We start from the raw sequence: 13,277 nt of genomic DNA, 5'->3' as shown, positions 1-13,277 counted from the left end.
TGACAGCGTAAAACTCAGGTTAGCGGCAATTTATAGTTAACGCCGTCATCCGCAAAGCCGGTCAGTCGCCGGTATGACCGGCCAGTGATGTTTGTTTTAATGCCAGCGAGTGGTAGGCCATTGGGCCTGAGGCAATGGCAATAACGCCGGATTTTGCTGCCTCAGGTACATCCACTTCTTTATAAAAGTCTTCTAAACCCCACGCATACACCTTGTTGTCTTTAAGTGCCATGCCATGATAAAAACCAGCAGCAATTTGACTGACACCCTGGTGCAGGGCTTTGGGAATATCGGTTTCGCCGTATCGTTTATCTCCCCACCCAATCACCTTATCGCCTTTTAATGCCAGTATAAAATGGCCGCCAGCAGCAATTGCGGTCACCCCTGACTTTGCACTATCAGGCACATCTATTGCCCCGGTGAAGTCAAATCCCCAAGCAATTACCTTGCCGTTTTTAAGGGCAAATGAGGAGGTGTATCCTGCTGAAATTGCACTAACGCCGGAGAGTGCCTCTTTTGGTATATTGGTTTGGCCGAATGTGTTCGACCCCCAAGCGATGACCTTACCCTTTTTCAACGCCAGGGCATGATTGCCCCCTGTGGCAATGGCACTTACCCCGGACTGTGCTGCCAAAGGTACATCCGTCTCACCGTGTTTATCATCTCCCCAGGCGATGACTTTTCCTTTTTTCAGCGCCAGGGAAAATAAATCACTGGCGGCAATGCGGCTGACGCCTGACAGGGCATTTTTTGGTACATCAGTTTCACCATGAGTATCAATCCCCCAGGCAAGAACCCGCCCGTTTTTAAGGGCAAGCGTATAGTCCCCTCCCGCAGCAATGGAACTGACGCCTGAGCGGGCCGCCACAGGTATGTCGGTCTGACCATGATAATTTCTGCCCCAAGCCAATAGTTGAGTGGCTGAAGTGTCTTGCGCATAAAGTTTGTTAGCTGAGATAAGCGTACAAGTAACGGCAATTGTTACACCGACAACGCGCAAAAAATGATCACTTTTTTTCAACATCATGTTTGAAATCCTATCTGAGAGTAAGCAGCACACCCAGGAGCCTGTCGGACTTAAGACAACTTCGGCCTAAAATCCAGAAAGTGCGAGAAAGTGCGGCCAGAATTTCCGATCAATTTGCTTAAATAGGTCAACTATTCGCACAAATTGATCGAAAATTCTGACTCGCCCTACTGAATTTTATGCTCGAAAGCATAAGTCCGACAGGCTCCTAGCACAGAGGGTGACTGACCTTTTCGTGGTGCGCTAAAACAGAGAATGCAATACGCCGCATCCCTCTACCTGAGAACTCGATGAAATAGTTATTGGGATACACCGTAGTGTAGACAGATTTCAGCAGTATGCTGCTCAGGGTTTAGTCAGAAAAAACCGGCAGATTGTGGTAGGGTGCGCTTGGGTAAGTGCCAGAACAACTGTCTTTTAATCAGCACTGACTTGATAGACTGATCAGAAGGTGATGGTTTGATAGTGACTGTTTTTTTCTTTCCAAAAAAGGTCATTGCAGCTTTAGTTCTCATGCCTTTTATTTTGGTCAGGTTTATAAAGTGATTATGAACTACCCGCAGAGACACGAGCAGTTCATAAAGTATTGCCACTAGGAGCCTGACCGAGAATAGACTGCCCTACTGCGGTTGCGATAAATTGGTCTAAAAATTCCTGCTTCTTCGTCAAATAGCCCCACTATTATCCTCAGAAGCAGGAATTTTTATCCTCAATTTCTCGTAATCCTCGCTACGGGCGCTATTCTCGGTCAGGCTCCTGACAATCTACACGTTACACAGGTGTAGCTGAAAAGAGGTGAAATCATTGAACTTCGGGACAAAACATCAGTTAAATTTATAAGCTAAACCAATCCTGAAGCTCCAGGCGCTGAGGCTGACACCGTTCGATTTTACTAATACACCTTGATTATCATCATTCGCTTTAAGGTCTGTTTCTGACTGCCTGTAAGTAGCCGCCGCATTGAGCATAAGGCTGTCACTGAGCATATAATCGGCACCAAACTGAGCGACCCCTCCCCAAGTGTCCTTGGCATTTAATTTACTTTCAGTACTTTTTTCAGTTTCCACATTGTAGTGTGTGTAATTAATGCCAAAGCCCACATAAGGCTGAAGGGGATTGCTTTCGTCAAGCAGATAGGCTTGCACAACCAGGTTCACAGGCATCACTTTAATGGTGGCCGCTTTGCCACTAAATTGTTCATTATAATCAACATTCCAATTGTGTTTATAAGGTGTTGAAGTGGACAGTTCGAAGCCATACCGGTCGCTCAGCATATAGGTGAATGCAGCTTCCAGTTGAATACTACCACTGGGTTTCTCTATTTTGGAAGCAATAGTCCCTAAAGAAAACGTTTTTTCTTTAGAGGTAATAAAAGCCGCCCCTCCCCGGACTATCATATCTCCCTCCTGGTAGGCGCTGACCGTTGGCGCAACCAGTGAGGCAAGGGTAGCTGCAACTAAAGGCAACTTTTTCTTATTCATTTTACATCTCCAGAAAACAGTCAGTTGTGTTTATAAATAACGAGTTGTGTGTTTTTAATAACATTTGATCCATGGCTAGCAGGCAACTATTTCTTCGCCACAAGAAAAAAGGCGGCACGATACTTGCTGGTTCCAGATAGTTCAAAGTAGACAGCAAATGACAGGTTTGCTTGGATAGACTTAATCTTTACAGATATTTACTTTTTTCTTACTTTAAGCGGATAAACTAAAGTACCGCTTTTGTTGTGATAAGAGGTAAGAGGTAAGAGTGGCGGCATTTCAGAAAATACCAGCAGTTCGTCATTCCTGCGAAGGCACGAATCCACCAAGACAGTGGATGATCCCCGCTTTCCCGGGGATGACGGTGGAATAAGGGGATGATGGCGGTATGTGGGAATCATGGCGGCATAATGTAAATTACCGCTACCTGAGAGGTAAGGGTACTGGAGAAATCTAATGTTTCCCCAGTACCTCAGCCGGTGCTGGCATTTGGCGTATGATCAGGCAAGAGGTTTTAATGAACCCTTTCCAGGCCAACAAAACTTGTGGATAAGATCAAACGGTTCAGAGGGCTTTCCTGGAGTAATCAGGGCAGTCTCAACAGCACCTGCCAACACCAGCATCTGGTCGGTCTATAAGTCGGTCTATAGTCTATAAAAGGTGCCTTTAAAGAAGAACCCGTGTTTCAATGTGACTGTCTTCCCTTTGCCCTTTTCAGGTAAGACACGGCAGGCCGACGTTTTAAACCGCTCAGAACTTATAACCCATACCAAGCCGGAAGGCCCAGGGGTCCATGGCTACGTTTTTAAGTTCGCCTGCTAATTGCTCTTCGGTGTAAGCATTAAATAGTTTAATGTCCGCAGCCGACTGGTTATAACTAGCTGCCGCGTTTACTACAAAGTTATCATTGAGCTTATAGTCAGCACCAAGTTCGGCAGCGCCTCCCCAGGTATCTTTGGCATCCACCTTGTCGAATTGGTCTTTGCTGGTTTTGTAATGGGTGTAGTTTACCCCAAAACCCACATAAGGTTGAAAGGGGTTATCACTATTGAGCAGATAGGCCTGTAACATGAGGTTGACAGGTGTTGCCTCAATGCTGCCAACTTTCACGGCATAATGCTTATTATCAACGTAGCTTTCTCCTTTCAGCTTCTGCTTATAGGGGGTTAAGCCGGACAGTTCCACGCCAAACCGATCATTCACCATATAGGTGAACCCTAACCCCAGCTGCGCGGCATTGCTCGGATCGTCTAAATTAACCTTGCCTGCTAAAGTGTGAGAGCTTCCTTGACTTTTTACATTTGTGCCACCCGCTGCACTGGCATTGCCTGGCACTACATAAGCCACCCCTGCCCGGGCTATCATATCTCCCCCTTGGTAGGCACTAACCACGGGTGCAACCACTGAGGCAACAGCGGCTGCCACGAAAGGCAACTTTTTCATACCTGTATCTCCAGCAAACAGTCAGTTCTGTATTTTTGAACAATAGTTAACCAATGGCATAGGGACAATTGTTACGTCGTCACTCTGAAGCCAGACAACACAACGCCTGTGGCCACCAGATTCTCTATACAAAGTAGACAGCAAATGGTACCGCTGCCTTGATAGGTATCTTTTTTTACAGACCCTTACTGACTGTTTATTTTCAATTAATAAACTAAAGTACCAATTAATCCCTGTGGTAAAAGGTAAAAATACTGGAGAAGTCCAACGAGTCCCCTGCATCGGTGGCATGAAGCCGGTATAACTGATTGGCCAGTGCCCCCATGGGTGTCGGTGTTTTACTGGCAGCACCCGCTCCCAGGGCCAGGCTGAGATCTTTTGCCATCAGCCTGGTCATAAACCCCCCCTGATACTCATGACTGGCCGGTGCCGCCGGCATGACCCCGGGAACCGGGTTGTACTTTTCAAGCACCCAGTTTCCTCCTGAGCTTTTTTTCATGATGTCAGACAGTACTGCCGGATCAAGCCCGTTATCCATCCCAAGCTTCAAGGCCTCTGACGTGCCGGTCATCAATACTGCCAGCAGCAGGTTATTACAGATTTTTGCCAGCTGGCCCGCCCCCGGAGCACCGGCATGGAAAATCGCCTGCCCCATGGCGTCAAGGCAGCGGCGGGCTTTTTCCAGGTGTTGTTCGGTTCCGCCCACCATGAAGGTCAGTGACCCGGCTTTTGCTCCGGCAATACCGCCGGATACGGGCGCGTCAATAAAGGCAACCCCCTGGCCCCGAGCGGCTGTTGCCACCTGTCGTGCAATAGCCGCTTCTATGGTACTACAGTCAATTACCATGCCATTATCAGGGAGATGAGAGAGGAGTCCGTCTTTTCCCAAATATAACTCACTCACATGTTTACCCGTCGGCAGCATACTGACCACCGCATCCACCTGGCTGACCCGTGCCTGCATGGCGTCACAGGTTTTCCCTCCTTTATCAACAAAGTGTTTTACGGCATCAGGCACAAGGTCATAGCCGTATACCTCGAAGCCAGCTGATACCAGGTTCACCGCCATGGGCAACCCCATATTACCCAGACCAATAAAAGCAATCTTTTTCATGAATGATCCTTGAGCATTGATTTCTGACAGTCATTCTACAAAGCCCATCTTGGCAGATAGCCTGCCAATCTTTCCAATAATAACGTGAAAAAGCACTTTAACGGTCTGATAATACCAATCGTCTTTTCTAACTAGGAGCCTGTCGGACTGATGCTTTCGAGCATAAAATTCAGAAAGTGCGGGCAGAATTTTCGATCAATTTGTGCAATAGCGCAGCTATTGCGAGACGTTTCAACGCCGGGTTGGCGTTCAAGGTTGGCAGCGCAATAGTATTGTTAGAAGAGTCGATTGGTAAAACAGTAAACTGGCCGTAAAAACAGCGTTTAAGCATTCTGTTACCAGGTGAGATTGTTCTGCATACCCCCCACTTCGGTGTAGCCACTGGTATAAGGCGTGATTCTTTTTGTAAGTCCTACCTGGCTTAAACAATAGTTAAAAAAATCTTTGATGAGTAATGAGAGTTTTTTTCTGTCATTAATGGCGATGTTTTTAGGCATTTTAACACCAATATTTTCTTTGCCTGAATGAATGTGATAGGCAGTATGCCAGTTTGATTCAACAGATTCATGGTGTCTGTTAATAGCCAGGCAAAAATGAATGCTCTCACTTTTTATCTTCCCGATACAGTGTTCCTGAGCAAACCAGAGAAAAGGATCCGCGTCAAAATGTTTGCCTATTCGGGTGACCACCTGATGGTAGTGCCCGTTTATACATTGCCTCACATCTAATAGTAACGCGTAGATAAAACTTGCCGTGCCACCGTGCTTGGGAAAAAGCGCCGCAACATCAAAATCAGGTGTAACGCACACTGAAGTGTATGGAAAAAAATCATAAGCAATGCCCTCATCATTATATTGCTGGATCATTTCAAAGTTCGGGAATCTGGGAATAAAACCCAATTTAAAAATCACTTCAGGAGGTCTTGAGTCACCTCTAAAGAAAATTCTATACATAAAAGGTGCCAGCTTGCTATGAACGAAAACAATGCTTTGAGATTATAGCCATTAACTCCCTTGTGGATGTTATTTTCAGGTAGTGACCCTGACCGTGGTGAGCGTGGAAAATCCGTCAATACCCGGTCGCCGCTTCTCAGAAAATACCAACGGTTCGTCATTCCGGTAAGGCAGCCATCCACCATGACAGTGGATCTTACCCTTCGGGAAATGACGCCGGTCGCGCAGACAGTAACCGCGCCGGTGTTTTATCGACAGCGCGGAAAACCCCGTACTTCTGAAGACTGTCGCAAAAGTGGTATCATCACCGCCGCTTTCGTCATCTCCTCAACGCCGTGACTTTACGGCTGGCAATGGATTGGTGCCTTCACAGGAATGATGGCAGAGGTTCAAACAGGCGCATTTAACCTTTTTGCGACACCCTCTTCATGGCGGGGAGGGTGTCACTTGTGGTCAAGCTGCTTACGCTTAGCTGACCCTGGCGATAATGCTGTCGGCGGCTTTCTGATAAGACGGCAGCTGGTCAAAGTTCAGGTAGCGGTAGATATCACCGGCCATGCTGTCGATGTTTTTGGCATAAGCCATATACTCGTCAGATGTTGGAATTTTGCCCAAAATTGCCCCCACCGAAGCCAGCTCGGCAGAGCACAGGTAAACATTGGCACCGTCGCCTAGCCGGTTGGGGAAGTTGCGGGTGGAGGTGGACAGTACCGTCGCGCCGGCTTCCACCCGCGCCTGGTTACCCATGCACAGGGAACAGCCCGGGATTTCTGTGCGCACACCGGCGGTACCGTAAATGTTGTAGTAGCCTTCTTCCATGAGCTGCTCTTTATCCATCTTGGTCGGTGGTGACATCCAGAAGCGCGTTTTCAGGGCTTCTTTAGATTGCTGGAGCAGTTTGCCGGCGGCACGGAAGTGACCAATATTGGTCATGCAGGAACCAAGGAAGACCTCGTCGATGTTGTCACCGGCAACATCAGACAGCGTCCGTGCATCGTCAGGATCGTTCGGGGCACACAGAATGGGTTCTTTAATCTCGTCCAGATTGATATCAATCACAGCGGCGTATTCAGCATCGGCATCGGCACGCATCAGTTGCGGGTTAGCCAGCCATTCCTCCATCTTTACCGCACGGCGTTCAAGGGTTCGGGGATCGCCGTAGCCTTCACTGATCATCCAGCGCAGCATGGTAATGTTGGACTTCAGGTATTGCGCAACAGAGTCTTCAGAAAGCGTGATGGTGCAACCGGCAGCGGAACGCTCGGCAGAGGCATCAGACAGCTCAAAAGCCTGTTCAGCGGTCAGGTCCTCGAGCCCTTCAATTTCCAGAATACGGCCCGAGAAGATGTTCTTCTTGCCCTTTTTCTCAACGGTCAGCAAGCCTTGTTTAATGGCGTAAAGGGGAATGGCATGCACCAGGTCGCGCAGGGTAATACCGGATTGTTTTTTACCCTTGAAACGCACCAGGACAGATTCAGGCATATCCAGGGGCATAACGCCTGTAGCGGCGGCGAAGGCTACCAGTCCTGAACCTGCGGGAAAAGAAATGCCCATGGGAAAACGGGTATGGGAATCACCTCCGGTACCCACTGTATCGGGGAGAAGCATACGGTTTAACCAGCTGTGAATGATACCATCGCCCGGACGCAAGGCCACACCGCCACGGTTCATAATGAAATCGGGCAGGGTGTGCTGGGTTTCAATATCCACGGGCTTGGGGTAGGCCGCGGTGTGACAGAAAGACTGCATCACCAGGTCAGAGGAAAAACCGAGGCAGGCCAGGTCTTTGAGTTCATCACGGGTCATGGGGCCGGTGGTGTCCTGGGAGCCGACGGTGGTCATCTTGGGCTCGCAGTATTGGCCGGCGCGGATGCCGGCAACACCGCAGGCCTTGCCGACCATTTTCTGTGCCAGGGTGTAGCCTTTGTCCGATTCGCCGGCAGATACCGGGCGGCGGAATACGTCAGTTTGACCCAGGCCCAACGATTCACGGGCTTTTTCGGTCAGACCACGCCCGATAATCAGGTTGATACGACCCCCTGCTTGTACCTCGTCGAGAATAACCTCAGATTTCAGGGTAAACTCAGACAGCGTCTCACCGCTTTGGGACAGGATTTTGCCTTCATAAGGGCGAATATCAATGATGTCACCCATATGCAGTTTTTCAACGGGGGCTTCAAATACCAGGGCACCAGCATCTTCCATGGTGTTATAGAAGATAGGGGCCACTTTATCGCCAATACAGATCCCGCCAGCGCGTTTGTTGGGCACGCCGGGCTGATCTTCACCAAAGTACCACAGCACAGAGTTGGTGCCTGACTTACGGGAAGAGCCAGTGCCCACCACATCGCCCACAAAGGCAACGGGGAGTCCTTTGGCTTTAACGGCTTCGATCTGTGCCAGTGGGCCAATTTTGCCGTGTTCCTCAGGCGTCAGGCCATCACGGGTCATTTTGTACATGGCCCTGGCGTGCAGTGGAATGTCCGGGCGGGACCAGGCGTCTGGCGCAGGGGACAGGTCATCGGTATTGGTTTCACCGGCTACCTTGAAAACAGCGACTTTAATGCTTTGGGCAACCTTATCGCGACGGGTGAACCACTCGGCGTCGGCCCAGGACTGGATGACGGCTTTGGCGTGGGGATTGCCTTGTTTAGCTTTATCTTCCACATCATGGAAGGCATCAAAGATCAGCAGGGTCTTTTTCAGTTGCTCAGCCGCCAGCTCGCCCAGCTTGCTGTCATCGAGCTGCTTGACCAAGGTAGCGACGTTGTAGCCACCGAGCATCATGCCCAGTAGTTTTACTGCTTTTTCTTTGCTAATTAGTGCAGAGCTGGTTTCCTCATTGAGGATCGCTGCCAGAAAACCTGCCTTCACATAAGCAGCTTCATCGACACCGGGTGGAATGCGATTTTCCAGAAGATCCAGCAGTGTGCTTTCTTCACCGGCCGGGGGGTGTTTCAGTAATTCAACCAGATCAGTTACCTGTTCAGCATTCAGTGGTTTGGGAGGAATGCCTTCAGCAGCCCTTTCTGCAACATGTTGTCTGTAAGCTTCTAGCATGGAATGGCCCTCATTCGGATGGCAGGGCTGGCGTTGTGGTCAGTGCCAGCTTTGACAATTTATGATTTTTTAGCATCAGGGGTGCTTTTCACTGGACGCTGTTGGACTCTGCTGGCAAGAGCGCATGACAAAATCCACTGAATAGCACCCTCTTTTTTGGTTGGGGGTGACCTGCAGCGCGAGCATTATAGCGAAAGGCGGTATTCAAGTTAAGTAATCGACGAAATGATCACTATTTTTCAGGTGAATAATAGCACGAAGGGGGGAAGTTTTTTTGGACGATAAGACAACTAGGGGCCTGTCGGACTTATGCTTTCGAGTATAAAATTCAGTAGGGCGAGTCAGAATTTTCGATCAATTTGTGCGAATAGTTGACCTATTTAAGCAAATTGATCGGAAATTCTGGCCGCACTTTCTGGATTTTAGGCCGAAATTGTCTTAAATCCGACAGCCTCCTAGACGGCTACTGATGACCTTGTAGAGTAATATACCCCATGTACCAGGAACGTCCAGCGACTCCCTGTGAGAAAACAATCCGGTTGATTGCCGGTGTCGATGAAGTGGGGCGAGGCCCCCTGTGCGGGCCGGTGATAGCGGCAGCCGTTATTCTTGACAGTAACCACCCCATTGATGGTCTGGATGACTCTAAAAAAATGTCTGAAAAAAAACGGGAGGTATTGTTTGATACCATTTGCGAAAAAAGTCTGGCCTGGTGTACAGGTCGTGCGGATGTGGAAGAAATTGATCAACTGAATATTTTGCGCGCATCGATGCTGGCGATGCGGCGTGCGGTTGAAGGGTTGTCCGTTAAGCCTGAGCTGGCATTAATAGATGGCAATCGATGTCCGTCTTTGGCGTGCCCGGCAGAGGCTATTGTCAAAGGCGACAGTAAAGTGGCCGAAATTGCGGCGGCGTCAATTATTGCCAAAGTTACCAGGGATCGTGAAATGGCAGAACTGGATAAGATCTACCCTGGTTACGGTATTGCCGGTCATAAGGGGTATCCCACCAAGGCACACTTGCAAGCATTGCGTTCGCTCGGACCTGCGGTGATTTATCGTCGCTCCTTTAGACCGGTGCGTGAATTGTATGAATCTGGCCGTTGACGGCGTGGCCGTACCCCCATGGATTCACTACCACCGGCTATTATAGGGCGCAGGTTTGTGCGTTTTTGGCATGTAACACGGGTGTGGTGGTTGCCCTTCCATTTTCCGTTGCCACAGGTGTTTTTGCCTGTTCGAGCTGTCAAAGCAGCGTGGCAGTTGGATTTTTGTCTTTTTTAGCTGTTCAAAACGAACCCGGATATTGGATGCCGTGCTTGAGAAATAGACAGCGCCGATCATTTGTCTGCAAGCTTTTCCTAAGGTCATGGTGTTACTCCTTGTTTACGTCAACTTGGAGGCTATTTTAGCGATGGCGCACTGTCTTTGAATAGTAGACCTTGGTCTATGTTGTTTATATGGGGCGGGTGCGCTGATAGTGGCAACAACCTTACAGGGGGACAGTTTGACCGCATTGGTATCATGCCAAGGAGGGGGTAACGTGAGTAACGAGCGACAACAGCTTGAGGTATTAGCCCGGAACGTCTCAAATGCGCTGCTAAAAAAGGCGCTGCGGATGGCTGCGGCTGAATCCTGTACTGGTGGTTGGGTGAGTGCGGTGTTAACCGGGTTGCCGGGTAGTTCCCGGTGGTTTGAGGGAGGCATTGTTTCGTACTCTAATGCGGTCAAGCAATCGCTATTGCAGGTGCCCGCAAGTGTATTGGCCTCTGAGGGGGGCGTGAGTGAGGCAACAGCCAGGGCCATGGCCGTGGGTGTCAGGTCACAACTCACTGTTGATATAGGGCTGGCTGTTACAGGCGTTGCCGGTCCTGCCGGTGGTTCAGCGGATAAACCCGTGGGCACAGTGTGGGTGGCCTGGGCATCCTCGGATGAGGTGGTGGCGCGGTGTTATCATTTTCCCGGAGACCGTCAGCAGGTACGATACCAGTCGATGGTGGCAGCACTCGAAGGTGTGGTGGCTGTCATCAGGCGCAGTGGGTAATGACGCTGGACAAATATACAGTATGTGTTTAAATAGGGGTTTCCCGTTTGCAACTGGTACAGGTGAGTATTACATAATGGATGAGAACAGAAAAAAAGCATTGGCTGCAGCCCTAGGACAAATTGAGCGACAATTTGGCAAAGGCACGGTTATGCGTATGGGGGATCAGAAAATAGAAGCGATTCCTTCTATTTCAACAGGGTCCTTGCAGTTGGATATTGCCCTCGGTATTGGTGGTTTGCCTAAGGGGCGTATTGTTGAAATATATGGCCCTGAATCATCCGGTAAAACAACGTTAACGTTGAGTGTCATTGCCGAGGCACAAAAGCAGGGTGCCACCTGTGCATTTGTGGATGCTGAGCATGCCCTTGATCCTGAGTACGCCAAAAAGCTTGGTGCGAACATTGATGATCTGTATGTTTCTCAGCCAGATACCGGTGAGCAGGCCCTTGAAATTACCGATATGCTGGTGCGCTCAGGGGCCGTCGATGTGGTGGTGGTTGACTCCGTGGCAGCACTCGTGCCAAAAGCAGAAATTGAAGGGGATATGGGGGACGCCCATGTGGGATTGCAGGCCCGCTTGATGTCTCAGGCTTTGCGGAAGATTACCGGTTCAATTAAACAGGCCAACTGCCTGGTTATCTTTATCAACCAGATTCGTATGAAGATCGGGGTCATGTTCGGTAATCCGGAAACCACCACGGGAGGGAATGCGCTGAAGTTTTACTCGTCAGTCCGTTTGGATATTCGTCGGACGGGCGCCGTGAAAAATGGCGACGAGGTCATTGGCAATGAAACCCGTGTCAAGGTCGTCAAAAACAAAGTCTCTCCGCCCTTTCGTCAAGCTGAGTTTCAGATTCTGTATGGTAAGGGTATCTACCGTATGGGAGAAGTGCTTGATCTGGGGGTTAAGCTGAAGCTGGTGGATAAATCCGGTGCCTGGTATGCCTATAAAGGCAGTAAGATTGGTCAAGGAAAGGCGAATGCATCACAGTACCTGCAGGATAACCCGGACATTGCAACGGAAATTGAAGGGTTGATTCGCGGCGAGTTGCTCAGTGTTGGTGCGCCGGAAGATGTGCAAGAGGAAGGCGTTAAAGATGAGCAGTTGTCATAAACGGCGGCGCTGGCCATCAACCTGAATTCAGGATCAATATTCCCGGGAAGCTGCCTGATATGGAATTGGCGGCTTTTTGTGTGTAAGCATTGTTGATTGTTTTTTGATCAGTTTTATCGTGTGACCATCAATACGTGGGATAGACGGCAGTGAAACAAGGGTGTTTGCAACCGCAAAAACAGCCAGATAAGCAGTGTAATGAGTGCCATTTACCGTTGTTTGCCTGCTTGTGCGACATTATCCCCACGCTCAGTAGTGCCATAACATTCTGGATTATTCAGCATGATAATGAGCCTGCCAAGTCAACAAATACGGGATGGTTAATAAGGGCTTCAATGCCAAAGACACGTGTATTTATCTGGCGTCGTGTATTACCCGACACCCTGTTGCTTCGCTTGCTAAGGGATTCAACTTACCAGCCTTGCCTGGTGTTTCCCTCTATCTATGCTGTGGCTAAGCAGCCTGTCTTTACGCCTGTATCATTTAAAAAAAACAAGAAAAGACCTGTTTTTATTATTATTGACGCTACCTGGCAGCAGGCGCGCAAGATCTATCGGAAAAGTCTCTATCTACACCACCTGCCTCTGTTTAGCTTTTTGTCGAATACATCCTCTATTTATACGTTGCGGCGAAATAAGCACCATCACCATTTGTGTACAGCGGAAATAGCTGCGGCAGTATTGGACAGCCAGGGGGATGTTCAGCAGGCATCGGTCATGATGAGCCTGCTACAGGTTTTTTGCGACCGTTACGAAGGTGCGAAGTTGGGGCAGCGCCCGGACAATTACTTTGATGTTCGCCGGATCACAAAGGGGGTTGTATAAAATTTATCACTGCTGTCTGGTTAAGCATTTTAAAGCGCCAGAATATTCCGCAAGCCTGTATCCCTCCCTCTCCTTTTTACTCGCCCTACTGAATTTCATGCTCGAAAGCTTAAGCCCGACAGGCTCCTAGCCCGGATATTTCATAAACATGCTCCTGGCCTTGCTTGCTCCTTGCGGCTCTAAGGGAGTTTTGCTCAGTCGACCGTACTCCCCGG

The 13,277-nt window shown here is 49.2% G+C and carries 12 protein-coding genes; 5 read left to right on the top strand and 7 right to left on the bottom strand.

What is annotated here, in order from left to right:
- Positions 1-61 precede the first annotated feature (61 nt).
- The 5 genes from V4C51_RS10800 to V4C51_RS10780 form a co-directional block, all read right to left on the bottom strand.
- Positions 62-1,027: an RCC1 domain-containing protein gene (locus tag V4C51_RS10800; RefSeq protein ID WP_330926170.1), complete on the bottom strand. Its 966-nt coding sequence runs from the start codon at positions 1,025-1,027 to the stop codon at positions 62-64.
- 824 nt (positions 1,028-1,851) lie between these two features.
- Positions 1,852-2,508, bottom strand: coding sequence for an OmpW/AlkL family protein (locus V4C51_RS10795; protein WP_330926169.1), 657 nt, complete (start codon positions 2,506-2,508; stop codon positions 1,852-1,854).
- A gap of 750 nt (positions 2,509-3,258) precedes the next feature.
- Entirely contained in the window at positions 3,259-3,951 is a 693-nt protein-coding gene (locus V4C51_RS10790; protein WP_330926168.1) for an OmpW/AlkL family protein, read from the bottom strand.
- A gap of 226 nt (positions 3,952-4,177) precedes the next feature.
- On the bottom strand, positions 4,178-5,065 hold the full coding sequence (gene mmsB / locus V4C51_RS10785; RefSeq protein WP_330926167.1) for a 3-hydroxyisobutyrate dehydrogenase: 888 nt from the start codon (positions 5,063-5,065) through the stop codon (positions 4,178-4,180).
- A 335-nt stretch (positions 5,066-5,400) separates the two neighbouring features.
- Positions 5,401-5,931, bottom strand: a complete 531-nt coding sequence (locus V4C51_RS10780; RefSeq protein ID WP_330926166.1) for a hypothetical protein — start codon at positions 5,929-5,931, stop codon at positions 5,401-5,403.
- Positions 5,932-6,084: 153 nt separating this feature from the next.
- Here V4C51_RS10780 and V4C51_RS10775 point away from each other — a divergent pair, with 153 nt between their 5' ends.
- A complete protein-coding gene (locus V4C51_RS10775) occupies positions 6,085-6,357 on the top strand; it encodes a hypothetical protein (protein ID WP_330926165.1) in 273 nt (90 codons plus the stop codon).
- A gap of 129 nt (positions 6,358-6,486) precedes the next feature.
- Here V4C51_RS10775 and acnB read toward each other — a convergent pair whose 3' ends face one another.
- Positions 6,487-9,078 (bottom strand): bifunctional aconitate hydratase 2/2-methylisocitrate dehydratase, encoded by a 2,592-nt coding sequence (gene acnB / locus V4C51_RS10770; protein WP_330926164.1) that lies wholly within the window; start codon positions 9,076-9,078, stop codon positions 6,487-6,489.
- A gap of 494 nt (positions 9,079-9,572) precedes the next feature.
- On the opposite strand from acnB, the gene rnhB reads away from it, so the two are divergent.
- Positions 9,573-10,184, top strand: coding sequence for a ribonuclease HII (rnhB, locus tag V4C51_RS10765; protein WP_330926163.1), 612 nt, complete (start codon positions 9,573-9,575; stop codon positions 10,182-10,184).
- Positions 10,185-10,211: 27 nt separating this feature from the next.
- Here rnhB and V4C51_RS10760 read toward each other — a convergent pair whose 3' ends face one another.
- The gene (locus tag V4C51_RS10760) at positions 10,212-10,448 is read right to left on the bottom strand and encodes a hypothetical protein (protein ID WP_330926162.1); all 237 of its coding nucleotides are present in this window, start codon (positions 10,446-10,448) and stop codon (positions 10,212-10,214) included.
- Between the two features lie 109 nt (positions 10,449-10,557).
- On the opposite strand from V4C51_RS10760, the gene V4C51_RS10755 reads away from it, so the two are divergent.
- The 3 genes from V4C51_RS10755 to V4C51_RS10745 all read left to right on the top strand — a co-directional run bounded on the left by V4C51_RS10755 (position 10,558) and on the right by V4C51_RS10745 (position 13,062).
- Positions 10,558-11,121, top strand: a complete 564-nt coding sequence (locus tag V4C51_RS10755) for a CinA family protein (RefSeq protein ID WP_330926161.1) — start codon at positions 10,558-10,560, stop codon at positions 11,119-11,121.
- A 76-nt stretch (positions 11,122-11,197) separates the two neighbouring features.
- Positions 11,198-12,238 carry a recombinase RecA gene (gene recA / locus V4C51_RS10750; RefSeq protein WP_330926160.1) on the top strand — a complete coding sequence of 347 codons (1,041 nt, stop codon included), beginning with the start codon at positions 11,198-11,200 and terminating at the stop codon, positions 12,236-12,238.
- 149 nt (positions 12,239-12,387) lie between these two features.
- On the top strand, positions 12,388-13,062 hold the full coding sequence (locus tag V4C51_RS10745; protein ID WP_330926159.1) for a tRNA-uridine aminocarboxypropyltransferase: 675 nt from the start codon (positions 12,388-12,390) through the stop codon (positions 13,060-13,062).
- Positions 13,063-13,277 lie beyond the last annotated feature (215 nt).

The sequence above is a fragment of the Candidatus Sororendozoicomonas aggregata genome, from assembly GCF_031528575.1.
Classification (GTDB): domain Bacteria; phylum Pseudomonadota; class Gammaproteobacteria; order Pseudomonadales; family Endozoicomonadaceae; genus Endonucleibacter; species Endonucleibacter aggregata.
Note: the sequence above shows the minus strand (reverse complement) of the source record. Positions and strands in the feature narration are given on the sequence as shown.